General features: G+C 70.5%; 21 protein-coding genes and 1 pseudogene. 16 read left to right on the top strand and 6 right to left on the bottom strand.

Annotated elements, in window-relative coordinates; all coding sequences use genetic code 11:
* Window positions 1-51 precede the first annotated feature (51 nt).
* A complete protein-coding gene (locus tag VGX25_RS26950; protein ID WP_326920707.1) occupies window positions 52-1,191 on the top strand; it encodes a threonine synthase in 1,140 nt (379 codons plus the stop codon).
* Window positions 1,192-1,197: 6 nt separating this feature from the next.
* On the opposite strand, the gene VGX25_RS26945 is transcribed toward VGX25_RS26950, so the two are convergent.
* Window positions 1,198-3,450 (bottom strand): tetratricopeptide repeat protein, encoded by a 2,253-nt coding sequence (locus VGX25_RS26945; RefSeq protein ID WP_326920706.1) that lies wholly within the window; start codon window positions 3,448-3,450, stop codon window positions 1,198-1,200.
* Between the two features lie 205 nt (window positions 3,451-3,655).
* Here VGX25_RS26945 and VGX25_RS26940 point away from each other — a divergent pair, with 205 nt between their 5' ends.
* A complete protein-coding gene (locus tag VGX25_RS26940) occupies window positions 3,656-4,363 on the top strand; it encodes a hypothetical protein (RefSeq protein ID WP_326920705.1) in 708 nt (235 codons plus the stop codon).
* Window positions 4,364-4,367: 4 nt separating this feature from the next.
* On the opposite strand, the gene VGX25_RS26935 is transcribed toward VGX25_RS26940, so the two are convergent.
* Genes VGX25_RS26935 through VGX25_RS26920 form a run of 4 tightly spaced genes read right to left on the bottom strand, consistent with a single transcriptional unit; the run spans window position 4,368 to window position 7,275 of the window.
* Window positions 4,368-5,129: an IclR family transcriptional regulator gene (locus VGX25_RS26935; RefSeq protein ID WP_326920704.1), complete on the bottom strand. Its 762-nt coding sequence runs from the start codon at window positions 5,127-5,129 to the stop codon at window positions 4,368-4,370.
* 10 nt (window positions 5,130-5,139) lie between these two features.
* Window positions 5,140-6,063, bottom strand: coding sequence for a PDR/VanB family oxidoreductase (locus VGX25_RS26930; protein ID WP_326920703.1), 924 nt, complete (start codon window positions 6,061-6,063; stop codon window positions 5,140-5,142).
* Entirely contained in the window at window positions 6,056-6,214 is a 159-nt protein-coding gene (locus tag VGX25_RS26925) for a hypothetical protein (RefSeq protein WP_326920702.1), read from the bottom strand. The genes VGX25_RS26930 and VGX25_RS26925 overlap by 8 nt, the downstream gene beginning before the upstream one ends.
* Window positions 6,211-7,275 carry a Rieske 2Fe-2S domain-containing protein gene (locus tag VGX25_RS26920; protein ID WP_414635983.1) on the bottom strand — a complete coding sequence of 355 codons (1,065 nt, stop codon included), beginning with the start codon at window positions 7,273-7,275 and terminating at the stop codon, window positions 6,211-6,213. Before VGX25_RS26920 ends, VGX25_RS26925 begins: the two co-directional genes overlap by 4 nt.
* 168 nt (window positions 7,276-7,443) lie before the next feature.
* On the opposite strand from VGX25_RS26920, the gene VGX25_RS26915 reads away from it, so the two are divergent.
* The 9 genes from VGX25_RS26915 (at window position 7,444) to VGX25_RS26875 (ending at window position 20,668) form a co-directional block, all read left to right on the top strand.
* Complete coding sequence (locus VGX25_RS26915) at window positions 7,444-10,461, top strand: alpha-L-rhamnosidase C-terminal domain-containing protein (RefSeq protein WP_326920701.1); 3,018 nt, start codon at window positions 7,444-7,446, stop codon at window positions 10,459-10,461.
* Window positions 10,462-10,922: 461 nt separating this feature from the next.
* Entirely contained in the window at window positions 10,923-12,263 is a 1,341-nt protein-coding gene (locus VGX25_RS26910; RefSeq protein WP_326920700.1) for a glycoside hydrolase family 43 protein, read from the top strand.
* Between the two features lie 11 nt (window positions 12,264-12,274).
* Window positions 12,275-13,696 carry a family 43 glycosylhydrolase gene (locus VGX25_RS26905; protein WP_326920699.1) on the top strand — a complete coding sequence of 474 codons (1,422 nt, stop codon included), beginning with the start codon at window positions 12,275-12,277 and terminating at the stop codon, window positions 13,694-13,696.
* A gap of 8 nt (window positions 13,697-13,704) precedes the next feature.
* Window positions 13,705-14,253, top strand: a complete 549-nt coding sequence (locus VGX25_RS26900; protein WP_326920698.1) for a family 43 glycosylhydrolase — start codon at window positions 13,705-13,707, stop codon at window positions 14,251-14,253.
* Complete coding sequence (locus VGX25_RS26895) at window positions 14,181-15,170, top strand: RICIN domain-containing protein (protein ID WP_326920697.1); 990 nt, start codon at window positions 14,181-14,183, stop codon at window positions 15,168-15,170. Before VGX25_RS26900 ends, VGX25_RS26895 begins: the two co-directional genes overlap by 73 nt.
* 8 nt (window positions 15,171-15,178) lie before the next feature.
* On the top strand, window positions 15,179-16,144 hold the full coding sequence (locus VGX25_RS26890) for an arabinan endo-1,5-alpha-L-arabinosidase (protein WP_326920696.1): 966 nt from the start codon (window positions 15,179-15,181) through the stop codon (window positions 16,142-16,144).
* Window positions 16,126-16,956 (top strand): glycoside hydrolase, encoded by an 831-nt coding sequence (locus VGX25_RS26885; protein WP_326920695.1) that lies wholly within the window; start codon window positions 16,126-16,128, stop codon window positions 16,954-16,956. The genes VGX25_RS26890 and VGX25_RS26885 overlap by 19 nt, the downstream gene beginning before the upstream one ends.
* An 11-nt stretch (window positions 16,957-16,967) precedes the next feature.
* Window positions 16,968-19,817 carry a family 43 glycosylhydrolase gene (locus tag VGX25_RS26880; RefSeq protein ID WP_414635981.1) on the top strand — a complete coding sequence of 950 codons (2,850 nt, stop codon included), beginning with the start codon at window positions 16,968-16,970 and terminating at the stop codon, window positions 19,815-19,817.
* A gap of 62 nt (window positions 19,818-19,879) precedes the next feature.
* Window positions 19,880-20,668: an endonuclease/exonuclease/phosphatase family protein gene (locus VGX25_RS26875; RefSeq protein ID WP_326920693.1), complete on the top strand. Its 789-nt coding sequence runs from the start codon at window positions 19,880-19,882 to the stop codon at window positions 20,666-20,668.
* Here the strand turns inward: VGX25_RS26875 and VGX25_RS26870 are convergent.
* Window positions 20,665-21,666, bottom strand: a complete 1,002-nt coding sequence (locus VGX25_RS26870; RefSeq protein WP_326920692.1) for a LacI family DNA-binding transcriptional regulator — start codon at window positions 21,664-21,666, stop codon at window positions 20,665-20,667. The genes VGX25_RS26875 and VGX25_RS26870 overlap by 4 nt on opposite strands.
* A gap of 114 nt (window positions 21,667-21,780) precedes the next feature.
* On the opposite strand from VGX25_RS26870, the gene VGX25_RS35815 reads away from it, so the two are divergent.
* From VGX25_RS35815 to VGX25_RS26840, 5 genes and pseudogenes are all read left to right on the top strand, one after another.
* Complete coding sequence (locus VGX25_RS35815; RefSeq protein ID WP_414635980.1) at window positions 21,781-22,347, top strand: ATP-binding cassette domain-containing protein; 567 nt, start codon at window positions 21,781-21,783, stop codon at window positions 22,345-22,347.
* Entirely contained in the window at window positions 22,347-22,673 is a 327-nt protein-coding gene (locus VGX25_RS26855; protein ID WP_326920691.1) for an L-rhamnose mutarotase, read from the top strand. Before VGX25_RS35815 ends, VGX25_RS26855 begins: the two co-directional genes overlap by 1 nt.
* 17 nt (window positions 22,674-22,690) lie before the next feature.
* Window positions 22,691-23,857 carry an L-rhamnose isomerase gene (gene rhaI / locus VGX25_RS26850; protein ID WP_326920690.1) on the top strand — a complete coding sequence of 389 codons (1,167 nt, stop codon included), beginning with the start codon at window positions 22,691-22,693 and terminating at the stop codon, window positions 23,855-23,857.
* Window positions 23,858-24,021: 164 nt separating this feature from the next.
* Window positions 24,022-25,446, top strand: a complete 1,425-nt coding sequence (locus tag VGX25_RS26845) for a BNR repeat-containing protein (RefSeq protein ID WP_326920689.1) — start codon at window positions 24,022-24,024, stop codon at window positions 25,444-25,446.
* A gap of 2 nt (window positions 25,447-25,448) precedes the next feature.
* A pseudogene (locus VGX25_RS26840) lies at window positions 25,449-25,659 on the top strand (bifunctional rhamnulose-1-phosphate aldolase/short-chain dehydrogenase); the annotation flags it as partial.

Raw genomic sequence — 25,659 nt, 5'->3', positions numbered from 1 at the left:
TGCCGCCACGCCGGCATGGCGGCACCCGCGGGATCATAATGAGGAGTTGCGGTGAATCTTCCCGACCTGAAATGCTCGGTTTGCGCCAAGAACTATCCGGTCAACGAGCTTGTGTGGCGGTGCTCGTGCGGTGGCGTGCTCGACGTCGTGCCGTTCACCGAGCCGCTGCCCGACCGGAACACGCTGGCCGGACGCGGGGCCACCCTGTGGCGCTACGCCGAGGCGCTGCCGGTGCCGGCCGATTCGGCCGTCAGCATGGGTGAGGGCATGTCCCCGCTCGTCCCGGCCCCGGACCTGCCCGGCGCCTGGATCAAGCTCGACTTCCTGATGCCGACGCTGTCCTTCAAGGACCGGGGCGCGGCGGTGCTGGCAACGCTGGCAAAACTGGCTCAGCCCAAACGGCTGATGATCGACAGTAGCGGGAACGCGGGCACCGCGGTGGCCGCGTACGCCGCCCGCGTGGATCTGCCGTGCGACGTGTACGTGCCGGCGCACACGTCACCGGGCAAGCTCGCGCAGATGCGCGCCCACGGCGCCGCGGTCCACCTCGTGGAGGGCACCCGCGAGGACACCGCGGAAGCGGCCGCACAGGCCGCCGCCGAGCCGGGCGTCTGCTATGCCAGCCACGTCTACCATCCCTACTTCCTGCACGGCACGAAGACCTATGCCTACGAGTTGTGGGAGCAGTTGGGCGAGCCGCTGCGGACCGTGGTGGTGCCGGTCGGCAACGGAACCCTGCTGCTCGGCGCCTACCTCGGGTTTCGCGAGCTGGTCGAGCAGGGGTTGCTGCCCTCGATGCCGACGATCGTCGGGGTCCAGGCGGCGGAGTGCGCACCGCTGGCCGGCGCGATCCATGCCGACGCTCCCGACGCCGTCCGCGTCCGGTCCGAGCCGACGATCGCCGAGGGAATCGCCATCGCCGCACCGGCGCGCGGTGCGCAGATCCTCGCGGCCGTGCGCGCCACCGGCGGCACCATCGTCACGGTGACCGACGCCGAGACGGCCGCCGCGCGGGCCGACCTGGCGGCACGGGGATTCTTCGTCGAGCCGACGTCGGCGGTGTGCTGGGCGGCGCTGGTCCGCGCCCGCAGCGGACCGGCCGCCCCGCGGTCGGACCCGTCCGAGGCCGCGCTGCGCGGCGACGGCGTGGTGATCCCCTTGTGCGGAGCCGGTTTGAAGAGCACGAAGTGACGGCGGTCAGGACGGCTCACCGAGATCGGCAAGCAGGGACCGGGCGCGGTCGGCCTCCCGCGTGGCCTCGGCGTCCCGAAACTTCTCGAATATCGTGAGCGCCCGCTCCCAGCAGCGTCGTGCCCGGGCTTCGTCGCCCACGTCGAGCAGCGCGCTTCCGAGATCGATCAGGGCCTGCCCCTCGCTGTGCCGGTCCCCGAGCCGGCGCCAGGTGTCCATGGCCTGTTCATGGCAGGCGATGGCCTCGTCCACCCGACGCACCTGGCGGTACGCGACGCCCAGATTGTTCAGCGAGCGACCTTCGCCGAACCGGTCGCCCAACTCCCGTTCGATGACCAGCGCCTGCTGGAAGTACGCGATGGCTTCGGCACACCGGTGCACCTGCTGGCAGGCCATGCCGAGAAAGGTCAGGGCCCGTGCCTCGCCGTACTTGTCGCCTACCTGGTGCCAGATCTCGAACGCCTGCCGGTGGCAGGCAATCGCCTCGGTGAACCGGCACACCAGCCGGTACATGGCGCCGAGGTTGTTGACGGCTCGAGCCTCGCTGCACCGGTCACCGACCTCCCGGAAGATCTCCAGCGCCCGCTCATGACGGGTGATCGCCAGCTCGAACGGCCCCACCTGCCGGTACACCACGCCCAGATAGTTCAGCGCGCGGCCCTCCCCGAGCCGGTCGCCGGCCTCCCGGAAGATCTCCAGCGCCCGCTCGTGGCAGGCGATCGCCTCGTCGAACCGCCGTACCTGGCGGTACATGACACCCAGGTTGTTGAGGGCGCGCCCCTCACCCAGCCGGTCATGATGATCGTGCGCCGCCGCGATCGCGATCCGGTGCGTGCTGATCGAGTCGCTCCAGTGCTTCCGAAGGTCGAAGTACCGGAAGAGGGTCAGCGGAAGGTCGCGACCGTAGGTGTGCCCGCTACCGGTCCGAATCGCGGCGGCGACAAGGTTGGGGCGTTCGACGTCGAGCCAGTCGAGGGCCTGCCTGCGGGTGGCGAACCGCGTCGATCGGTCCGCCGGCCGGACTCTCGGGTCGAGGTGCTGGTCGGCCGCCTCCGCGGTGGTCAGGTAGTAGTTCAGCAGGCGATCCATGGCGGCCGCGCGCTCCTTGCCGCTCTCCTCCAACTCGACCCGCCGGGCCGCGTAGATGTGGAGCAGGTCATGGAACCGCCACCAGCCATGGTCGGAGCCTCGTTGCAGGAGATGCGCGCGGCGCAGCTCGGCGACGGCCCGACGCGCGTCCGTTCGGCGAAGATCGGCCAGCGCGGCGGCGGCCTCCACGCTGACCTGTGGCCCGGGATTGAGCGACAGCAGCCGGAACACCCGGGCTTCCACGGGGCGGAGGTTCCGATATGACATGTCGAAGGCCGTCTCGACCGCGAGGGTGTCGCCGAACTCGAGCGCCCGCAGCCGGTTCGAGGCATCGGCGAACTCCTCGACCAGCTCGGTGAGCGGGCGGTCGGGTTCGGCGGCGAGCAGCGCGGCGGCGATGCGCAGGGCCAGCGGGAGATGCCCGCACAGCGTGGCCAGATCCGCCACGAGGTGGGGATCGATCGCGATTCGGATGTCGTCCCCGCGCGCGGTCAGCAGGCCCTGCCGGAGGACGTCCGCCGCTTCGGCCGGGCTGAGCACATCGAGATCGAGGAGGCGGGCGCCCTCGATATCGGCCAGGGTGTGCCGACTGGTCACCACCACCCGGTGGAGATTGGACCCCGGCACCAGCGGGTGAACCTGACCGGCCGTCGATGCGTTGTCGGCGATCAGCAGAAGCGGTCGGCCACGCTCGGCCAATTCGGCGAGAATTGATCTGTACAGGCTTTCCCGTTCGGCCTGGGTCGGTGGTATTCGTTGGCCGGGCACGCCGAGGGCGCGCAATACGGCGGCGAGCGCCTGCCAGGGCTGAACCCGGCGATCGGGCGGATCATATCCGTGGAGATCGAGAAATAGAACGCCGCCGGTAAACCAACCGGCGCCCACCGCCTGTTGGGCGGCGCGGACCGCCAATGCGGTTTTACCGACACCGGCCTGGCCCGCGACGGCCGAGATCACCACGGCACCGCCGCCGATTCTCCGGTCCGGCCGCAGCGTGTCGGCCAGCGTCGCCAGTTCGATCTCCCGGCCGATGAACACACGCTGGGACGGCAGACCGGCAAGCGCAACGGGAGTGGCGGACGAGATCGACATCTGAACGTCGCGGCCCTGGATCACCGGGCCGGTAAATGTTGCACCTTTCACCTCGTTGTGCAACTGGCCGTCAGCCATACCTCCAGTGTCGCCGCCGACCAAGATTATCGGCCGGTATTGCGGCGGGTGGACACGAACTGTCAACTCATGGCGCACGGTATGTTGCACCATGGTGGGCGTGTCGAGAGATGATCGAAAAGTCCGGGAACTCCCACCGTATCGAGCGGTGCTCGCCGTCGACGTGAAGAACTTCAGTGGGCTGGAGGCGGTTGACCATCGTCGGGTGACGGAGCTGATCCCATTGCTGCTCGAGCGCGCTTTCGATCGCGCCGGATATGCCGCCGTGTGGCGGGAACGTCGATTTCCCGAGAGCCGCGGGGACGGCTTCGTCGTGGGCTTTCGGCCGGAGTTGCTCCCGGTGCTGCTCGGCCCGGTCGTCGACGGTCTGCAGGACGAGCTGGCCGACCGGCACGACGTGCGCATGCGCATGAGCATCGCCGTCGGTCCGCTGACCGACACCGGCATCGAACGGCACGGTGACGGCTCGGGAGCCGCGATGGTGGAGACGCACCGGTTGCTGGACTGCGATCCGGTCCGGCGCCTGCTCGAGGATTCCGATCCGGCCGTCACGTTCCTCGCGGTGGTGATCTCCGGCCGGGTTTACGAGGATGTGGTCGTTTCCGGCTATACCACGAAGGGACCTTCGGAGTTCCTCGCCGTTCCGGTTCGGGTCAAGTCGTATCAGGGAACCGCGTACCTGCACGTTCCCCGCCTCTCCGGCCGGCTGCTCGAGCGTGGCCTCGGTCGGGCGCACACCGGAGCGCACGGGATGACCGAACCCGTTGCGGCCCAAGCGGATCCGGAGCCCGAAGGGAGCGTGGTCAACACCATCTCCGGCCGGGTCGGCGGCCCGGTCCTGCAGTCGCGCGACATTCAGGTCGGCTCGGGCACGTTCGTCGTCGGCAACACCCTCGACGACCGGCGGGCGTAGTCCGTCACAGCGTCCGCGCCGGCACCGCGCCGCCGGCCAGTGCGCGGGTGATGCCGCGGCCGGCGGCCATGACCAGTGGGGCAAGGGATTTCGGCTCGGCGCAGTCGGCGTGCACGACGAGCGAGACGGCGGCCACGACCCCGCCCCCGGGGCCCAGGATCGGCGCCGCCACCGAGAGCGCGTCCACGGTGACCTGGCCGTCGCTGACCGCGTAGCCGTTGCGCCGCACGTCGGCCAGCACCGCGCGCAGCCGCACCGGGTCGGTGATGGTCTTGGGGCTGAACCCGTGCAGCGGCGCGGCGAGCAGCTCCTCCTGCACCTCGACCGGCGCGTGGGCGAGCAGCACAAGGCCCACCCCGGTGGCGTGCAGGGCGAACCGGCCGCCCACCCGGGTCAGCACCGGAACCGCGCGCCGGCTGGCGATCCGCTCGACGAACACCACCTCGAGCCCCTCCCGCACGGCGAGCTGGACGTTCTCGTGGCTGACCTCGTACAGGTCCTCGAGGAACGGCAGGGCCGCCTCGCGCAGGCCCAATCCGCGCGGCGCAAGCGAGGCGACCTCCCACAGCCGCAGTCCGATGTGGAACTTCCCGTCGGCGCCGCGTTCCAGCGCGCCCCACTCGACGAGCTCGCGCGCCCGCCGGTGCGCGGTGGGGATGGACACGCCCGCCCGCCGCGCCAGCTCGCTCAGCGTCAGCTCCGGCGCCTGGGGCGTGAACGCCTGCAGGAGCGCGAGCACCTTGCTGGTGACCGACCGACCAGTCATCGGCCTCTCCTCACAGGTCGAGCACCAGCCGCCCCCCACGCGCCCGGGACACGCAGATCATCATGACGTCCCCAGTCTCCCGCTCGGCCGGGGTCAGCAGCGAGTCACGGTGGTCGGGGGTTCCCGCAAGCACCCCGGTCTCGCAGGTGCCGCAGGTCCCCTCCCGGCAGGACGAGAGCACGGACAGACCGGCCTCCTCGAGGACCTCGAGGATCGACCGGTCCTCGGGCACGAGCACCGTCCGGCCGGACTGGGCCAGCTCGACCTCGAACGCCGCGCGCTCGCCGGTGTCCGGACGCGGCGTGAAGCGTTCCACGTGCAGGGTCTCCGGCGGGCAGCGCTCCTCGACCGCGGCGAGCAGCGGCTCGGGACCGCAGCAGTACACGGCGGTGTCCGGATCCGGTTCGGCCAGCAGGGAATCCAGCGGCAGCAGGCCGGTCTCGTCCTGCGGCCGGATGCTCACCCGGTCGCCGTAGCGCCGGCACAGCTCGCCGGCGAAGGCCATCGACGCCCTCGTGCGGCCGCCGTAGATCAGCCGCCACTCGGCGGACGCGGCGGCCAGCATCGGCACGATCGGCGTGATGCCGATGCCGCCGGCGATGAACAGGTACCGCTTGGCCGGCACCAGCCGGAAGTTGTTGCGCGGGCCCCGGATCCGCACCCGGTCGCCGGCGCCGAGCCGCTCGTGGACGTACCGGGAGCCGCCCCGGCCCCCCGGCTCGAGCAGGACGGCGACCCGGTACTCCACGCGCCGCGCGGGATCCCCGCATAGCGAGTACTGCCGCACGAGATCGGGTTGCGGCACCAGATCCACGTGCGCGCCCGGCTCCCACTCGGGCAGCGGCCCGCCGTCGGGGTGGCGCAGGGTCAGGCCGACCACGCCGTCGGCGATGATCTCCTTGCGCGCCACCAGGACGTCGAGCTCGTCAGCCATGGCCGATCGGGTGGGCCAGCAGCCAGTCCCACATCTCGACCGGGTCCTCCGACTCGTGCACCGCGCCGCAGTGGCAGGTGCCGATCAGCACGTCGGTGCCCGGCTGCCACTCGATGCGGTAGACGGCGCCGAGGGTGACCGCCCCGGTCATGTCGCCGCCGCCACCGGCTCGGGGGCCGCGGTCATCATCTTCCGCAGCATGCGCCGCGCGGCAAGGCCACCGGTGTCGATGTTGATCGACAGCTCCTGGTAGCCGTCCGGCTCGGACGCGATCACCCGCTCCAGGATGTCGAGCGCCTCGACGTCCTGTAGCACCACGGTGTGGTTGCTCTGCCGGAGAAAGTCCGACACCTCCTGGTCGTCGAGCGCGAAGTCCCGTGCCACGGCCCAGAAGTCGTGGGTGCTGTGCGCGGTCTCCGGCGTGATGGCGTATACCACCTCGACGTGGAAGCCGTGCGGGTCGGCGCCGTCCACGTCGGGCAGCACGCCGACCGGGGCGACCCGGCTGTGCAGCAGGTACAGGCACGGCGGGTGGTACTCGATGTCCTGCCACCGGGTGATCCGGCCCTCGATGCCGGTGGACTTGGCGTAGAACGGCGGGCACGCGGCGTCGGCCATCCGCCGGCTGACGTAGACGATGCGGTTGTCCTCGTCCACCTCCGTGGTGATCGGCGTGCTGGCCACCTCCGGCGTGCCGATGTAGCCGCCGTGCAGGTAGGTCTCGTGCGACAGGTCCAGCAGGTTGTCCACCAGCAGCAGGTACCGCGCGGCGAGCGGCTCCATCCCGGACACCGTGGTGTACCGGGGATCGGCCAGCCAGGGCGCGCGCGGGATGAGCGACTCGTCTGCCCGGTCCCGGTCGCCGATCCACACCCACACGAACGAGTCCCGCTCCACCACCGGGTAGGCCGGAACCCGTGCGGTGCGGGGGATCCGCGCCTGCCCCGGCACGAACACGCAGGCGCCGCCGGTGTCGTAGGTGAAACCGTGGTAACCGCAGACGATCGTGTCGCCCTCCAGCCGCGACTGCGACAGCGGGTAGCGCCGGTGCACGCACCGGTCGGCCAGCGCGACGATCTCGCCGGCCTCGCTTCGGTAGAACACCAGCGGCTCACCGAGGATCGTGCGGGCGAACAGCTCCCGCCCGATCTCGTGGCCGTATGCCGCGACGTACCACTGGTTGCGCACGAACTCCGTCGTCATGGGGTTCATGGGGCCCGCTCCTCTCCTGCCTGCCCGTGCTTCGACCATCGGTCAGCCGGCCCCCGGCGAGGAAGGTCCGTTTTCACTCGCTGAAAGACTTCTCGACGCGGGGCCGGTGAACGGGCTACCGTTATCGCTACACCTGTTAAAACGTTTCAAGAGCGTGGAGGGCCCGCGATGCGCCCGCGCCTGCACCGCGTCCCGCTGGTGGTCGCCGCCCTCCTCGCCACGGTCCTCAACGGGGGTTACGAGACCGCGTCGGCGGAACCCGGTAACCACAGGCCCGGACCGCCGGCGCGGCTCACCGTGGACGGCCGGGTCGATCCGCTCGCCATCGACGGCGTGCCGCACTTCGGCTGGCTGCCCCGGGATCGCGACCGCGACGAGGAGCAGACCGCGTACCAGATCGTGGTGACCCGCGGGGCGGACCGCGCGCCGGTGTGGGACAGCGGCCGGGTGGCCTCGTCGAGCCAGTCCTGGGTCCGCTATGCCGGTCCCGCGCTCGCCCCCGGCACGACCTACCGCTGGACGGTGCGCACCTGGGACCGGCGCGGCACGGTCTCGCCGTACGCCGCGCCGGCGTCGTTCGACACCGGCCTCGGCGACGGCGACTGGTCCGGCGCCGCCTGGATGCGGCGCGACACCACGGGAAACGACGCGGCCAACGAGTGGACCCTGGCCCGCACGGTGCTCCCGGTCGGCCCCGCACGGGTCGTGCGCACCAGGGTCTACCTGTCGGCGATGGGTGACTGGGCGCTGCACGTCGGCGGGCGCGAGGTGGGCCGCGGATCGTCGTACGGCTACCCGGGTGAGGGCTATTACGACGTGCTGGCGCCCACCGGGGTGCGGGCCGGCGAACCGCTGGCGATCGGCGTTCGCTACCACTACTGGCGATGCCGGTGCCAGGGCCGCGCCAACGGGCCGCTGCCGCCGGAGGGCCCGTCCGGTCTGCTCGTCAAGGTCGTCGTCGAGCACGCCGACGGCTCGGCCGACGTGGCCGTGTCGAACGGAACCTGGCGGGTCACAAGGGATTCCGCCCAGGACGTCTCGACGATCACGTTCCGCAACTCCGACTCCGGAGACGTCGTCGAGCGCTACGACGCCGCCCGGGAGATCACCGGGTGGGACCGCCCGGGATTCGACGACTCGGCGTGGAGCCCGCCCGCGGTGATCGGCCCGCATCCCCGGCCGAGCCCGGCCAGCTGTGCGGGATACGACGGGAGCTCCGCGCCCTGCACCGTCACGCACCTGGCCGCCCAGCAGGCACACCTGAGCCGCCGGGAGATCCACCCGGTGTCGGTGCTGAGGTTGCCGGACGGCACGGTGTTCGCCGACATGGGCCGGGTGGTCTCGGCGGTGCCGCGGATCGGCTTCCGGTCCGGCGTGGCCGGGCGCGCGGTCACCATCACGACGAGCTACCGGCGCGCCAACACCACGCTCGCCGCACCTACACCCGCCGGCGCCCGGACCGCCACCCTGGCGTCGGTGTCCACTGTGCACCCCGGTGACGAGATCACCATCGACGCGCCCGCCAGCGGCTTCAGCCCCGGCGACCCGGAGACCCGCACCGTGGCCGCGATCGGTCCGGAAGGGACGGTGGAGCTGTCCGCCCCGCTCGACCGCGCGCACGGCGCGGGCGCCTGGGTGGAGAGCTCGCGCGCCGGCACCGCCGGGCTGGACACCCAGGGCAGCGACATGCGCTTCCACTACACGCAGAAGCCGGGCGCACAGGTCGCCGAGCCGTTCACCTACTGGGCCTGGCGGTACCTCGAGATCAGCGACCCCGGCGAGCCGCTGTCCGCCGAGTCGATCAGCGCGGTCGCGCAGGCCACCGACGTCCGCCCGGCCGAGGCGGCCACCTTCCGCAGCAGCGACCCGACGCTCGACGCGGTGTTCCGGCTCATGCGGCACTCCGCCCTGCAGTCGGCGCAGAACGTCTTCCTCGACACGCCGACGAGGGAGAAGGGGCAGTTCCTCGGCGACACGATCGACATCTCGTTCGCCACGATGGAGTCGCTCGGCGAGCGCAGCCTCACCCGGCAGGCCATCGTCGAATTCATCGGTTCGCAGAGCCGCTACTGGCCAAGCGGCGCGCTCAACGCCGTCTACCCCAACGGCGACGGCCGGCGCGACATCCCCGACTACACCGAGATGTTCCCGGAATGGGTGATGCGCTACCACCACCTCACCGGGGACACCGACCTGGTGGTCCGGGCGCTGCCGGCGATGCGGCGGGTCGCCGACTACATTCTGTCCGCTGTGGACCCGGCCACCGGCCTGGTGCGCGACCTGCCCGGCGGCAGCGGCCCGTACCTGCACGGCATCATCGACTGGCCGCCGGCCATGCGCTACGACACCACGATCACCGACAACGGCACGCGGACCGTGGTGAACGCCCTCGCCGTCGGCGCCCTGCGCGCGGTTTCCGAGGCGGCCAGGATCGCCGGCGACGACGCCTCCTTCGGCCTGTACCGCAACCGCGCCGACGCCCTCGCCGCCGCGCTGCGCAGCCGCCTGGCCGACCCGGCGACCGGCCGCTTCGCCGACGGGCTGGCATCCTCCACCGGGCAACCGATCCCGCACTTCTCCCAGCACGCGCAGAGCTTCCCGCTCGCCTACGGCATCGTGCCGCCGGCCGACCGCGCCGCGCTCGGCACGTACCTCGGCGAGCTCGGCATGCGGCAGGGCCCCATGACCCTGCGCCAGTTGCTGGCCGCCCTGCGCGCGAGCGGCCACCCCGAGACCATCCTCCGCCTGCTCACCGACCCGACCGCCGACGGCCCGGCCCGAGTGCTCGCCGAGGGCGGCACGTTCCTGTGGGAGCAGTGGACCCCGGGCTGCACGCTCGCCGGCTGCCGGGGCGCCGAGATCAACCAGAGCAGCAGCGAGAGCTTCTCGCACGGCTGGGGCGCCGCCGGCATCAGCGGCATCATCCAGTCCCTGCTCGGCCTCGACGTCACCGGTCCAGGCGCCGCCACCATCCAGATCGCCCCGCCCGCCATCGGACTGCGCCACGCCCGCGGCACCGTGTGGACCGAGCGCGGCCCGGTCACCGTCGCCTGGACCCGAACCGGGAACGACTTCCACCTGGACGTCACCATCCCCGTCAACGTCACCGCAACCGTGATCGTGCCGTCCGGCAAGGGCTCCGTGGTGCACACCGTCGGGTCCGGGCACACGCGGTTGCGCGGCTAAGGACGGGCTTCGCTTCCGCGGGGCGGAAGGCGTGCGGCGGCGCCACTCATCGACGCGCGCCGCCGAGGCTTCAGGACAGAGCCGAGCCTTGGATCAAGGTGTGGTACTCGCGTACAACCCGCGACTCCACTATGGACAATCTTGGGACAACCTCACCCCCTGATTCGGCGGCGCGCAGCGGCGCGCCCGCCATGGGCAGGCCGCCCGGCCTGCCCGCAAGGGCCTGCTCAGGTGCCGCCGGAGGCCCCATGTCAAGGGGCGCGACCCCAACCGCCCCACGGCGTCGAATGTGGACAATCCCGTCCGCACTGTAGAGGATTCCGACTCGTTCGATGCCGGGAACCACCTAGGGGTCGGGCGAATCGGCCCGCCCGTTGACGGGTGCGGGGGCCAACTCTACTGTCATTTGCAGGAAAGCGAACGATGTTCGGTATACCGAACACCGCATCCGGGGAGTTGGCGTGTCACGACGTGGTGGGCGGGCCTGGCTGGCCGCGGTGGGAGTTGTGGTGGCGCTGCTGGGTTTCGCGGCGGTGCCCGGACAGGCGGCGGCCCCGCCGCCCGGTTTCGCGTCGCGGTACACGATGACGGCGTTCACCAACAGCAGCGAGTCGAACATGTACGTCTACGAGTCGCCGGACGCGACCGGGTTCCGGCTGCTGCGGGGGCCGGCGTACACCCCGCCGTCGGGGCTGATCCGGGATCCGAGCGTCATCCGGCACACCGACGGGCGCTACTACGTCGTCTACACGACCAACTGGACCGGCAACACGATCGGGTTCGCCACCAGCACGGACCGGGTCAACTGGACCTTTCTGCGCAACCACGTCATTTCGCTGCCCGGGACCGCGAACACCTGGGCGCCGGAATGGTTCGTCGACACCGACGGTAGCGTCAACATCATCGTGTCGCTGTCCACCACCGGCAGCGACTTCAAGCCGTACAAGCTGACCGCGACCAACGCCGCGCTCACCGCGTGGACCGGGCCCACCGTGCTGTCCGGGATCGGGCCGAACCATATCGACACGTTCCTGGTCAAGGTCGGCTCGACGTACCACGCGTTCAGCAAGAACGAGACGACCAAGTTCATCGAGTATGCCACGGCGAGCAGCCTGACCGGGCCGTACACCTTCCGGCGCACCGGAAACTGGGCGGGCTGGGGCGGTCCCCGGGAGGGGCAGGCGCTGGTCCGGCTGGACAACGGCGGCTGGCGGATCTTCTTCGACGGGTACACGGTCGGCACCTACTACTTCAGCGACTCCTACGACTCGTTCACCACCTGGACCGCCCCGGCCGTGCTCCCCGGGCTGTCCGGGTTCGCGCGGCATTTCACCGTGCTCAAGGAGACGGTGTCCGGTGGGGTGACCCTGCCGGTGGCAAGCCGCTCGCTGCAATCGGTCAACTTCACCGATCGTTATGTGCGGCACCGGAACTCGCTGGGCTACGTGGAGCAGGTGACCGCGTCCAGCCCGACCCAGACCAAGCAGGAGGCGACGTTCTCGATCGTCGCCGGGCTGGCCGACGCGAACTGCTACTCCCTGCAGGGAACCGGTGGCCGGTACCTGCGCCATTACGGCTTCCGGATCCGGCTCGACGCCAACGACGGCTCGGCCGTGTTCCGGGGTGACGCGACGTTCTGCGCGAAGCCGGGATCGGTGAGCGGATCGGTTGCCCTCGAGTCGTACAACTACCCGGGCCGCTACCTGCGCCACCGCAACTCCGAGCTGTGGGTGGACCTCTACCAGGACACGGCGCTGTTCCGGGCGGACAGCTCGTTCCGCGTCAGCACGGCATGGGCATGAGAGGAACCGCCATGATCCGGACCGTTCTCGCGGCGACCGTCGCGGCCCTGCTGGCCGGGCTGGTGCCGGCGACGCCGGCCGCGGCCTCGCCGGCGGTGACGTACACCAACCCCATTGCGCCGCAACGGGCCGATCCGCACATCGTCAAGCACACCGACGGCTTCTACTATTTCACCGCGACCGCGCCGGAGTACGACCGGATCGTGCTGCGCCGGGCCACCACGCTGCAGGGTCTGGCCAGCGCACCGGAGACGGTCATCTGGCGCAGGCACACCAGCGGCGAGATGGCCGCGCACATCTGGGCGCCGGAGATCCACTTCATCGACGGCCGCTGGTACGTCTACTTCGCCGCCGGGCGCTCCGACGACGTGTGGGCCATCCGCATGTACGTCCTGGAGAACGCCGGCGCCAACCCGCTGTCCGGAACCTGGGTGGAACGCGGGCGGATCGCCACGCCGCTCAACACCTTCTCGCTGGACGCGACCACGTTCACGCACAACGGAACCCGGTACCTCGCCTGGGCGCAGAACGACCCGGCCGTCGGGTCCGGCACCAACCTCTACCTCGCCCGCATGGCCAACCCATGGACCATCACCGGAGCACCCGTGCGGATCGCGGTGCCCACCCAGTCCTGGGAGACGATCGGCTTCCGGGTCAACGAGGGCCCGGCGGTGACCCAGCGCAACGGCCGGGTGTTCATGACCTTCTCGGCCAGCGCCACCGACGCCAACTACTGCATCGGCCTGCTGACCGCGTCCGCGTCGGCCAACCTGCTCAACCCCGCGTCGTGGACGAAGAGCACCCAGCCGGTGTTCCGCAGCAACGACGCGACGAGCCAGTACGGGCCGGGCCACAACTCGTTCACGGTCTCCGAGGACGGCCTGTCCGACATCCTCGTCTACCACGACCGCAACTACCGGGAGATCAGCGGCGATCCGCTCAACGACCCGAACCGGCGCACCCGGTACCAGAAGCTGTACTGGAACGCCGACGGAACACCGAACTTCGGCATCCCGGTGCCGGACGGCGTGACCCCGTACCGGTTCCGGCTGCACAACACGGCGGACCGGTTCATCCGGCACGCGAGCTTCCGGGCCCGGATCGACGCGAACGTCACCGCGCTGGCGGACTCGCAGTTCCGGATCGTGCCGGGCCTTGCCGGCTCCGGCACGGTCTCCCTCGAGTCGACCAACTTCCCCGGCTATTACCTGCGGCACCGCAACTTCGAGGTGTGGCTGGACCGCGACGACGGCTCGCAGACCTTCCGGAGCGACGCCAGCTTCTTCCGCCGGGCCGGGCTCGCCGACACGGCCGCCGTGTCGTTCGAGGCGGCCAACTTCGCCGGCCGCTACATCCGGCAGTCGGCGTTCCTGCTGTACGTCCAAGCGGTCGACACCGCGGGGCGGGCGGACGCGACCTTCCACCTCGAGTAAGGCACGCCATGCACAGACTTCTCGTCCTACTCATCGTCGTGATCACCGCGTTCGGCATGGGCGTGGCGCCCGCATCCGCCGCGCCCGGCCGGCCGTTCACCAACCCGATCAAGGCGCAGAAGGGCGCCGACCCCTGGCTGGTGTACTTCGACGGCAACTACTACCAGATCAGCACCACGTTCACCAACTCCCTGATCATGCGGAAGTCGCCGACGCTGGCCGGGATCGCGACCGCGCCGAGCGTGCAGGTCTGGCAGGACACGATGCCGTCCCGCGGCGCCAACTTCTGGGCCCCGGAGCTCCATTTCCTCAATGGACGGTGGTACCTGTACTACTCCGGCGCGCAGGTCGGCGCCCCGTGCTGCGACACCCAGCGCACCCACGTGCTGGAGAGCGTGGGCAGCGACCCGCTTGGCCCGTACACGTACCGCAACATCCTCACCACTCCAGCCTCGGCCTCGGCGGATGGCTCATCGACGCGAGCGTGCTGCAGCTCAACGGCGCGCTGTACCTGCTGGGCAGCGGGTTCCTCAACGGCAGCGCGCAGAGCCTGGTGATCGCCCCGATGTCCAACCCCGTCACGCTCAGCGGCGGGTTCTCCCTGATCTCCAGCCCCACGCTGTCCTGGGAGCGGCAGGGCGGCACGGTCAACGAGGGGCCGGTCGCGCTGCAGCGCAACGGGCGGACGTTCCTGGTCTACTCCGCCAGCGCCTGCTGGGGACCGGACTACAAGCTCGGGCGGCTGACCTACACCGGCGGCAACCCGCTGAGCGCCTCGTCCTGGGTCAAGAACGCCGACCCGGTGTTCCAGCGCAGCGACACGAACGGGGTGTTCGGGCCCGGCCACAACGGATTCTTCACTTCCCCGGACGGCACCGAGAGCTGGATCGTCTACCACGGCAACGACTCGGTCAACGATGGCTGCGACAACGGCCGCACCACCCGCGCCCAGCGGTTCACCTGGAACGCCGACGGCACGCCCAACTTCGGCGTGCCGGTCCGGCTGGGGACCACATTGGACGGTCCGGCCGGCGAGACCGCGGCCACCCCGACGAGCTACCGGATCGTCAACCGCAACAGCGGCAAGTGCCTCGAGGTGGCCGGCGGATCGACCGCCGACGGCGCCAACATCCAGCAGTGGACCTGCACGGGCGGCACCAACCAGCGGTGGCGCCTCGAGGATCTCGCCGACGACACCAGCCGCCTGGTCAACGTCGCCACCGGCAAGGCGGCCGACGTGGCCAACTGCGGCACCGGCGACGGCGTCGACATCCGCCAGTGGGCCTGGCTGAACAACGCCTGCCAGCGGTTCCGCCTCGTCTATACGAACACCGGCGGCTGGGTGCGGCTGGTCAACCAGAACAGCGGCCGGGTGGCCGACGTGGCCAACTGCTCGACCGCCGACGGCGCGGACGTCCGGCAATGGACCTGGCTCAACAACAACTGCCAGCAGTGGAGCTTGCAGCCCGGATAGGAGAGACCATGTCCAGAACGGGACTCCGGGTGCTGGCGATCGCAGTGCTCACCGCCCTCGCCACCCCGCTCGCGCCGGCCGCGGCCGACTATCCGAATCCGGGGTTCGTCACCGGCGACGTGAGCGTGCACGACCCGGCGATGGTCCGGGCCGCCGACGGCACGTACGTCCTCGTGTCCACCGGCAACGGGCTGCCGATACGCACGTCCACCGACCGCGTCGGGTTCCGGCGGATCGGTTCGGTGTGGCCGGGCGGCGCGCCGTGGGCCCACCCCTTCACGGGCGGCAGCAACCAACTCTGGGCGCCCGACATCTCGTTCCACGACGGCCGGTACTACCTGTACTACTCGGCCTCGACGTTCGGCTCGCGCAACTCGGCGATCTTCCTGGCCACCAGCCCGACCGCCATGCCGGGCAGCTGGACCAACCTCGGCATCGTGTGGCAGACCGGCAACGCCAACGACTACAACGCCATCGACCCCAACCTGGTCGTCGACGCCGCGGGCGCGTGGTGGCTCACGTTCGGCTCGTTCTGGACCGGCATCAAGATGATCCGGATCGACCCGGCGACGGGCAAGCAGAGCGGCACCGATCGGACGCTGTACAGCATGGCGCGCCGGCCCACCGCGGGCGGAGCGATCGAGGCGCCGTTCCTCGTGCGGCAGGGCGGGTTCTACTACCTCTTCGTGTCCTTCGACCTGTGCTGCCGGGGAACCGGCAGCACCTACCGGGTCATGGTCGGCCGGTCGACCTCGATCACCGGCCCCTACGTCGACCGCGCCGGCGTCGCGCTGACCAACGGTGGCGGCACCGAGATCCTCGCCACCCACGGTGGCGTCGTCGGCCCCGGGCATCAGGCCGTGCTGCCGGACACCGGCACCTGGCTGCTGATCTACCACTACTACACCTCGGCCGGTAGCCGCCTCGGCATCAACTTCCTTGATTGGAGCGACGGATGGCCACGCGTTTTCTGAACCGGCGCAGCGTGCTCATCGCCGGCGGCGCCGGCCTGGCCGGCGCCGCCCTCGGCCGGGCCGCGCCGGCCGCCGCGGCCACGTGGGAGACCGTGCTCAACGGGTCCTTCGCCGGCTACGCGACGCTCGAGGCCGCGTGGAACTACCGCTACCCGTGGGGATCGGACCACAACGGGTCGGCGCGGATGTACGCCAGCGTCACCGATCACAACCACGTGTTCCTGGAGTCGCCAGGGGTGCTGGCCATCCGGGCGACGAGGATCAGCTGGAACGAGGGGAACAGCTCGCGCGACCCCTGGCTGCCGATCCGCTACCACTCCGGCGCGATCCACGCCAAGCAGCACGTGACGGTCAGCGACCAGTTCCCCAACTGGGAGATCAAGGGCGAGTTCCAGGCGCCGTCGGCCCGCGGCGCCTGGCCGGCGTTCTGGCTGGCCGGCGTTCTGGCTGACCGGCGTCAACAGCTGGCCGCCGGAAAGCGACATCCTCGAGTACAAGGGGGACGCCCGGAACTGGTTCAACACCTACAAGAACGCGAGCGGCGCCTGGTCCAACACGGTCGTCGGGGTGTCCGACCCGGCGCCTGGCACGGCTATCGCGCCTGGATCACCAAGGTCAACGCGGCCGATGTGGACATTCACTACTACCTCGACGGGCGGTGGGTCGGCCAGCACCGCGGCGCCAACTTCGTGAACAAACCCATGTGGATCATTGTCAACCTGCAGATGGAGGGCTCCTCCGGGGCGCCGGGCCCGACGTCCGAGACCCTCTACCGGGCCCGCAACATCTACGTCGGCCGGACGCGGGCCTGAAGGGATGCCAGATGTGCTCAGCACCAAGGCGATGGGCCACGCTCGTCGCGGCTTTGGCTCTGTTGAGCGGACTGTGTCCGGTGACCGGTAGCGCGGATCCGGCCGCCGAGCCGGCTGGGCAGCAGCCGTTCGCCGGCTACGCCTTCTTCTACTTCACCGGTGAGGGCACGGCCAACGGCGAGCAGATCTACGTCGCGGCGAGCCGGGGCAACGATCCGCTGCGGTTCGACGAGCTCAACGACGGGCAGCCGGTGCTCACGTCCACGCTCGGGGAGCGGGGTGTCCGGGACCCGTTCATCATCCGCTCACCGGACGGGACGAGGTTCTACCTGCTCGCCACCGACCTGAAGATCTTCGGCAACGGCGACTGGGACCGGGCGCAGCGCCACGGCAGCCGGTCGATCATGGTGTGGGAGTCCCGGGACCTGGTGCACTGGTCCGACCAGCGGATGGTCCAGGTGTCCCCGCCGACGGCCGGCAACACTTGGGCGCCCGAGGCCTACTGGGACGCCGCTCGCGGGGTCTACGTGGTGTTCTGGGCGTCCAAACTGTACTCACCGGACGACCCGGACCACACCGGCGACAGCTACAACCGGATGATGTACGCCACCACCCGGGACTTCGTCACGTTCAGCCCGGCGCGGGTCTGGCACGACCCGGGCCACTCGGTGATCGACTCCACGGTCATCGAGCACCGGGGCACCTTCTACCGCTTCACCAAGGACGAGCGCGACCCCACCTCCTCCCTGCCGTGCGCCAAGTTCATCGTCGAGGAGAAGTCCACCGACCTCCTCGACCCGTCCTTCGACTTCGTGGCCGAGTGCATCGGCAGCGGCGCCATCGCGCGCGGTGAGGGCCCGGCGGTGTTCAAGTCGAACACCGAGGACAAGTGGTACCTGTTCATCGACGAGTTCGGCGGCCGGGGCTACGTCCCGTTCGAGACGACCGACCTGGCCTCGGGCCGGTGGACCATGTCGAGCAACTTCCAGCTCCCCTCCTCACCCCGGCACGGCACCGTGCTGCCGATCACCAGGGCGGAGTGGAACCGGTTGACCGGCGGACCGGTCCCGCCGGTCCGGGCCGATCCCGACGGGTTGGTCGCGCACTGGCCGCTTGACGCCGGTTCCGGCACGCAGGCCAGGGATGCCACCGGGCACGGCTACCACGGCACGCTGTCCGGCGACGCGCGCTGGGAGCGCGGGGCGCTCGCGTTCGGCGCCGGCGCCGCCGGCGGCGCTCCCGGCTTTGTCGATCTACCGGACCACCTGCTGGCCGGCGCGGACGCGGTGACCGTCTCCGCCGACGTGTTCGTGGACTCGGATCAGCGAACGCCGTACTTCCTGTACGGCTTCGGCAATACCGGCGCGACCGGGACCGGCAACGGCTACCTGTTCGCCACCGGAGGGACCGCGCAGAGCGGCTTCCGGGCGGCGATCACGACCGGGGACTGGCGCTCCGAGCAACAGGCCGACACCGCGGGCGGCCTTGCCCGCGGCCGGTGGCACAACGTCGTCTACACCGTCGGCGGCGGCGCGGCCGTGCTCTACCTGGACGGCGTCGAGGTGGCCCGCAACGACGCCGTGACGATCAAGCCGGGCGACATCGGGGGCGGCCGGACGTCGGCCAACCACCTCGGCCGCTCGGTCTACACCGCCGACCGCCCCTTCAAGGGGCTGATGAAGGACGTCCGGCTGTACCACCGCGCGCTCACCCCGGACCAGATCGCCGCGCTGCCGACCAACGCCACCGCCATCCGATCCGTGGCGCTGCCCGAGCTGACCGCCCCGGCGGTGATCGACCCCGCCGCGGGCACGGTCGTGCTGCCCGTGGCCCCTGGCACGGACCCCGGTCGTCTCGCACCGCGGTTCGAGGTGGCGCCCGGCGCGCGGATCGTGCCGGACAACGGCCCGCCCGACGCGCTCGCCCGGCCAAGGCGGTACACCGTGATCGCGCCGGGCGGTCACACTCGCGTGTGGACGATCAGCGTCCGCGAGCTGCGCACCCCGGTGCTGCCGGGATTCACCGCCGACCCGAACATCGCGGTGTTCGGCGACACCTACTACATCTACCCGACCACGGACGGCTTCCCGAACTGGAGCGGCACGACGTTCTCCGTGTGGTCCTCGAAGAACCTCGTGGACTGGACCGACCAGGGAGTGATCCTCGACCTGGGTCCGGACGTCGCCTGGGCCGACGGCCGCGCCTGGGCGCCGACCATCGCCGAGCGCAACGGCCGGTACTACCTCTACTTCTGCGCCGAGGCCAAGATCGGCGTCGCGGTCGCCGACTCCCCCACCGGACCGTTCACCGACACCGGCCGCCCGCTGATCGAGCGCAACCCCGATCCCGGCGGCCAGGCCATCGACCCCGCGGTGTTCATCGACGATGCCGGAACCCCGTACCTCTACTGGGGCAACGGAAACGCCTACGTCGTGCCGCTCAACGAGGACATGATCTCCTTCGACCCGGCCAGGATCACCCGGCTGACCGGCCTCGACGGCTTCCGCGAGGGCCTGTTCATGGTCAAGCGCGCCGGCACCTACCACCTGACCTGGTCAATCGACGACACCCGCAGCGAGGACTACCGCATCGGCTACGCCACCGCGACCAGCCCGACCGGCCCGTTCACCAACCGCGGCGTGCTGCTGCGCCGCGACCTGTCCGCCGGCATCAGGGGACCCGGCCACGGCTCGATGCTGCGGGCACCCGGCACCGACGACTGGTACCTCGTCTACCACCGCTTCGCGATCCCGGGCGGTGACGGCACCCACCGGGAGACCACGATCGACCGGCTGCGCTTCAACCCGGACGGCACGATCGCCCCGCTCACCCCCACCCTGGAGGGCATCGGACTGGGCTGATCGGCCGATCTTGCGTGGCCCCGCCCGATCTGCTTCTCTGGCTTGGGACCGGGAGGTGCGGGATGCGTCACGGATCGCGGCGTTGGGCCGTCCCGGCGATCCCGGTGGCGTTGGCGCTGTTCGTCCTCGGCCCCGTGACCACCGTCGACTCGGCGCCCGCGCCGGTCGCGACGAACCCGGTCAGGATCCTGCAGCTCAACCTCTGCCACAGCGGCATCATGGACTGCTACACCGGCGACGCGGTCATGGCAAGGGCCCGCTCGGTGATCGCCTCGACCGGGCCGCAGGTGCTGTCGGTCAACGAGGCCTGCGCCGACGACGTCGAACCGCTTCGACAGTCTATGGGCCCGGCGCGGGCGGTCTTCGTCGCCGCCGAGCGCCCCGACGGCACCCCGGTCACCTGCACCAACGGCCAGCACTTCGGCAACCTGATCATGGTCGCGGAGGCCCTCGCCGGCAGCGTCGGCGTGACCGGCCGGTTCGTCGACCAGGACACCGGCAACGAGATGCGCGTCTGGGCGTGCCTGCCGGCCGGTGTGCTCACCGCCTGCACCACCCACCTCTCCTCGCACAGCGGCGCCACCGCCCTCGCCCAGTGCCACGAGCTCATGGACCGCGCCGCCGGCTACGCCACCACCGCCCCCACCGTCGTCGCCGGCGACATGAACATGCGCTACCGGGGCACCCCGAACGTCCAGGACTGCAACCGCCCCGGCTTCTACCGCAAGGGCGACGGCAGCGTCCAGCACGTGTTCGCCACGACCACCTTCACCTTCGTGTCCGGCACCAAGATCAGCATGCTCGGCACCACCGACCACCCCGCCTGGCTGGTCACCACCACGATGGGCTAGGTCGACTCCCTGACCACGAGCTCGGGTTTGAACATGACCTGCTGGTGGGCGTGAGTCGTGGGGCTGTCGCACTCCTCGAGGAGCAGGCGGGCGGCGGTTCGTCCGATTTGGACGGTGGGTTGGCGGACCGAGGACAGGGGGACGGCGGCGTCGGCGGCGAACTCGATGTCGTCGTAGCCGAGCAGGGCGATGTCGTCGGGGACACGGCGGCCGGTGCTGACCGCGGCGCGCAGGACGCCGAGGGCGAGTAGGTCGTTGGCGCAGAAGGCGGCCTGGACGTCGGTGCCGGACTCGAACAGCTTGCGGGCGTGCTCGTAGCCGATGCGGGCCTTGAGCGCGGGGGCCTCGACCACCTCGATGGCCCGATCCGGGTCAAGGCCGGCGGCGGTCACGGCGCGGCGCAGGCCGGCAAGCCGGTCCGCGCACTGGCGCAGGCTCAGCGGGCCGGTGACGAACGCGATCCGGCGGTGGCCGAGGGAGGTCAGGTGGGCACCGGCGATCTCCCCGCCGGCGATGTCGTCGACCGCGACCGAGCAGCAGTCCCCGCGCGGGTCGTGCCGGTCGACCAGCACGGTCGGCGTGCCGCGGCGGCGCAACGCGTCGAGGCGCTCGGAGCTGACGCTGACCGGCGTGATCAGCACGCCGCGGACCCGCTGCTCCTCAAGCACCTGCAGGTACCAGTTCTCCCGGCTGGCCCGCTCGTCGGTGTTGCACAGCATGAGCGCGTAGCCCAGCTCGGTCGCGACGTCCTCGACGCCCTTCGCCACGTCCTGGAAGAACGGGTTGGCCATGTCGAGCACGATCAGCCCGAGCGAGCGGCTGGTGCCGGCGCGCAGCTGCGCGGCCGAGGAGTTGCGCACGAAGCCCAGCTCCGCGATGGCCGCGAGCACCTGCTCGCGGGTGGTGGCGGCGACCTTCTCCGGCCGGTTGAGCACATTGGACACCGTGCCGATGGAGACGCCGGCGCGCTCGGCGACGTCCTTGATGCTCGCGGCCATGGCTGAATCGTATCAACGTGCGATGCGGCATTCCGAGTCTTGACGCTGGCCCGGAACTCCCCTAACTTGGCGGCAAGTGGTTGTGAAACGTTTCATGCCCGCCGGAGGCGCACCGTGGCATTGCTCGAGCTCCGCGGCGTGAGCAAGGCGTTCGGTGCGGTCCAGGCGCTGCGGGACGTCTCGCTGGCGCTGCACGCCGGGGAGATCCACGCCCTTGCCGGGGAGAACGGCGCCGGCAAGTCCACAGTGGTCAGGATCATGGCGATGGACGAGCCGACCGCCGCACTGTCCGGTGTGGAGGCCGAGCGGCTGTTCGGGGTGGCGCGCCTGCTCGCCGCCGGCGGCGCCGCGCTGCTGCTCATCTCCCACCGGCTCGGCGAGATGTACGCACTGTGCGAGCGGGTCACCGTGCTGCGAGACGGATCCGTCGTCACCAGCGGGCGCATGTCCGCCGTCGACCACGACACCCTGGTGCGCAGCATGGTGGGCCGCTCGGCCGAGCTGGGCTATCTCGCCGCCTACGCCGCGGCCGCGCTCGCGTCCGGCCAGATCACCGGCGCCGAGGGCGAGACGCTCAAGGCCGGCAAGCTCGGCGAGCGCAAGATCGGCAAGGACGGCGGGGGCATCCTGGGCCCGCCGACCACGTTCAACACCTCCAACATCGACAAGTACGACTTCTGATGGCTACCCCACGCAGGGTCTGCTTCCTGCTCAAGGTGAAGGCCGACCGGCTCGAGGAGTACACCCGGCGGCACGCCGCGGTGTGGCCGGAGATGCTCGAGGCGCTGCGGGAGACCGGCTGGCGCAACTACTCATTGTTCCTGCGCACGGACGGGTTGCTTGTCGGGTACTTCGAGACCGACGACCTGGACGCCGCGCTGGCCGGCATGGCCGCCAGGGAGGTGAACACGAGATGGCAGGCGGAGATGGCGCCGTTCTTCGAAGGGCTGGACGGGCAGCCGGATGAGGGGATAGTCCCGCTCGACGAGGTGTTCCACCTCGACTGAACGACATGGAGGACACCATGCCCGACCGCTCAGCGATCCTGGCGGCCCTGCGCGCCCAGCGCATCGAGACACCCTCGTGGGCGTACGGGAACTCGGGAACCCGGTTCAAGGTCTTCACCCAGCAAGGGGTGCCGCGCAACGCATACGAGAAGATCGACGACGCGGCCACCGTGCACCGGTTCACCGGGGTGGCGCCCACCGTCGCGCTGCACATCCCGTGGGACGCCGTCGACGACTATGCCGACCTCGCGGCGCACGCGCGCAACCAGGGCATCGCCCTCGGCGCGATCAACCCGAACGTCTTCCAGGAGGACGACTACCGGCTCGGCAGCGTCTGCAACCCGGATGCGGCCGTGCGCCGCAAGGCGCTGGCGCACCTGCTGGAGTGCGTCGACATCATGGACGTCACCGGCTCGGCCGACCTGTCGCTGTGGTTCGCCGACGGGACGAACTATCCCGGGCAGGACTCGATCGTCGCCCGGCAGGAGCGCCTTGCCGATGCGCTGCACACGGTCTACCGGCGGCTCGGCGACCACCAGCGGATGTTGTTGGAGTACAAGCTCTTCGAGCCCGCCTTCTACACGATGGACGTGCCGGACTGGGGCACCAGCTACGCGCACTGCGTGGACCTGGGCGCCAGGGCCAGGGTGCTGGTCGACACCGGCCACCACGCGCCCGGCACCAACATCGAGTTCATCGTGGCGTTCCTGCTACACCGGTCGAAGCTGGGCGGGTTCCACTTCAACTCCCGGTTCTACGCCGACGACGACCTGATGGTCGGTGCCGCGGACCCATTCCAGCTCTTCCGGATCATGGCCGAGATCGTGCTCGGCGGCGGGCTGGACCCGGCCGGCGGCGTCGCGTTCATGCTCGACCAGTGCCACAACATCGAGCCCAAGATTCCGGCCATGATCCGCTCGGTGCTCAACGTCCAGGAGGCCACGGCCAAGGCACTCCTGGTCGATGCCGAGGCGCTGCACAAGGCCCAGGCCGATGGCGACGTCCTCGGCGCGAACGCCGTGCTCATGGACGCGTTCAACACCGACGTGCGCCCGCTGCTCGCCGAGCTGCGCACGGAGCTGGGCATCGACCCCGACCCGATCGGCGCGTACCACAGCTCCGGTCACTTCGACAAGATCCGCGCCGAACGGGCCGGCGGCACCGCGGCCGGATGGGGAGCCTGAATGAGAACTGTATCCGCGGCACCCAAGGTGACCACAGAGCGCGCCGTTGCCGAAGGCCGCTATCGCGGTGGCAGGGCTGCTGGAACCTTTCCACGAGACGCAGGAGATCATGCCCTGCCGGCGCGATTGCGTAGCGCGCAAACATGCGAAAAGAGCGCTGAAAGATGAAACTGCGAACCCTGCTCGCAACCTGCCTGATCCTGTCCGGCTCATCGGTGGCCTCCGCCGACCCGAGCGTCCATAGTAGACACTACACGGCACTCGGACCGACCGTGACGCTGCTGCGCGACACGCAGCTCGACCCGACCGCGATCTACTTCGTGTCCTTCGACGGGTTGGTCAACAACGAGTCCTTCCAGCAGGACGCGATCGTCAGCTTCGCCGGTTACCAGTACACCGCCTGGTACACCGCGGACCGCAGCGCCCTCGTCGCCCGGCGGCGGTTGCCCGACGGGGCCTGGCAGAAGGCGGTCCTGCCGCACACGCTCACCACCAACGACTCGCACAACGTGATCTCGTTGGGCATCTCGCCGACCGACGGCCGGCTGCACGTGGCCATGGACACCCACAACACCACGGTGTTCTACGTCAAGTCCGAGGCCGGCCTTGTCACCTCGCCCGGGTCGCGGACCTGGTCGCCGGCCCGGTTCGGCGCGGTGCAGCGGACGCTGGACGGGGTCGATCTCGGCGCGATGAGCTACCCGCAGTTCGTGGTCACGCCCGAGCGGCGGCTGCAGTTCAGTTACCGCACCGGCGGTTCCGGCAACGGCACCAACGAGCTGGCCGAGTATGACGGGACGGCCTGGCGCAAGCTCGGAAAGTGGTCGTCGGCAACGGGGTCGTGGACCGCACCGAACGGCGTGACCAGCACGACCCGCAACATGTACCTGCACGGGCTGACCTACGGGCCGGGCGGCCGGCTGCACGCGGCGTTCACCTGGCGGGAGGGCAACGCCGGCGTGCTGTGCAACCAGGGCGGGCTGACCAACCACGACACCGGCTACGTCACCAGCGACGACCGTGGCCGCACCTGGCGCGGCCCCGCCGGACAGGTCGTCGGAACCACCGGCGGCACGCTCGTCGGCGTCTCCCAGAGCCTTGTGGTCGACCCGCTCGACCCGAACCACGGGTTGATGAACCAGGAGAGCCAGGCCGTGGACTCCGCGGGCCAGCCGCACGTGATCATCAGCTACGTGCCGGGCCGGTTCACCCAGTGCGTGACGGGCTACGCGGCGGACCGAACCCGGTGGGGCCGGACCTTCCACGTGTTCCGCACCGCATCCGGGGCCTGGACCAAGGTCGAGGTGCCGATCGCGCCGAACGCCACGGGGCGGACCCGGATCGTCATGGACCGCAACGACAACATCTACCTGATCATGCCGTTCGCCCGGATCGTGACCGCGTCCAAGGCCAGCAACTGGACCGACTGGACACTCGTGTTCGACCGGCCGAGCCTGACCGTCTTCGGCGAGGTGAACGTGGACTATTCCCGGATCGCCGGCGAGGGCGTGCTGTCCGTGCTCTACCAGCAGCGGTCGAGCGGGACCACGCCGTCGCCGATCCGCGTCGCCGACTTCCGGTTGGGGTGAGCATGCTTCCCGTCGTCGCCGAACTGCTCGACCGGGCGCACGAGCTGGCGCGGACAAGCGCAACATCAACTGTGCCGGGGGCAACACCTCCGCCAAGGGTGATGCGGTCGACCCGGTGACCGGCGGCGACGTGGAGCTGTTGTGGGTGAAGGGTTCCGGTGGGGATCTCGGTACGCTCGCCGGGGCGGGGCTGGCCGTGCTCCGGCTGGACCG

The sequence above is a fragment of the Actinophytocola sp. genome (genome assembly GCF_035942955.1).
Classification (GTDB): domain Bacteria; phylum Actinomycetota; class Actinomycetes; order Mycobacteriales; family Pseudonocardiaceae; genus DASYTH01.
Note: the sequence above shows the minus strand (reverse complement) of the source record. Positions and strands in the feature narration are given on the sequence as shown.

Coding starts and splice junctions, on each gene's coding strand:
- VGX25_RS26945 (WP_326920706.1), bottom strand. CDS start 3,450: ATGGCTGACGGCCAGTTGCACAACGAGGTGAAAGGTGCAACATTTACC.
- VGX25_RS26935 (WP_326920704.1), bottom strand. CDS start 5,129: ATGACTGGTCGGTCGGTCACCAGCAAGGTGCTCGCGCTCCTGCAGGCG.
- VGX25_RS26930 (WP_326920703.1), bottom strand. CDS start 6,063: ATGGCTGACGAGCTCGACGTCCTGGTGGCGCGCAAGGAGATCATCGCC.
- VGX25_RS26925 (WP_326920702.1), bottom strand. CDS start 6,214: ATGACCGGGGCGGTCACCCTCGGCGCCGTCTACCGCATCGAGTGGCAG.
- VGX25_RS26920 (WP_414635983.1), bottom strand. CDS start 7,275: ATGAACCCCATGACGACGGAGTTCGTGCGCAACCAGTGGTACGTCGCG.
- VGX25_RS26915 (WP_326920701.1), top strand. CDS start 7,444: ATGCGCCCGCGCCTGCACCGCGTCCCGCTGGTGGTCGCCGCCCTCCTC.
- VGX25_RS26905 (WP_326920699.1), top strand. CDS start 12,275: ATGATCCGGACCGTTCTCGCGGCGACCGTCGCGGCCCTGCTGGCCGGG.
- VGX25_RS26900 (WP_326920698.1), top strand. CDS start 13,705: ATGCACAGACTTCTCGTCCTACTCATCGTCGTGATCACCGCGTTCGGC.
- VGX25_RS26890 (WP_326920696.1), top strand. CDS start 15,179: ATGTCCAGAACGGGACTCCGGGTGCTGGCGATCGCAGTGCTCACCGCC.
- VGX25_RS26885 (WP_326920695.1), top strand. CDS start 16,126: ATGGCCACGCGTTTTCTGAACCGGCGCAGCGTGCTCATCGCCGGCGGC.
- VGX25_RS26880 (WP_414635981.1), top strand. CDS start 16,968: ATGTGCTCAGCACCAAGGCGATGGGCCACGCTCGTCGCGGCTTTGGCT.
- VGX25_RS26875 (WP_326920693.1), top strand. CDS start 19,880: ATGCGTCACGGATCGCGGCGTTGGGCCGTCCCGGCGATCCCGGTGGCG.
- VGX25_RS26870 (WP_326920692.1), bottom strand. CDS start 21,666: ATGGCCGCGAGCATCAAGGACGTCGCCGAGCGCGCCGGCGTCTCCATC.
- VGX25_RS26855 (WP_326920691.1), top strand. CDS start 22,347: ATGGCTACCCCACGCAGGGTCTGCTTCCTGCTCAAGGTGAAGGCCGAC.
- rhaI (WP_326920690.1), top strand. CDS start 22,691: ATGCCCGACCGCTCAGCGATCCTGGCGGCCCTGCGCGCCCAGCGCATC.
- VGX25_RS26845 (WP_326920689.1), top strand. CDS start 24,022: ATGAAACTGCGAACCCTGCTCGCAACCTGCCTGATCCTGTCCGGCTCA.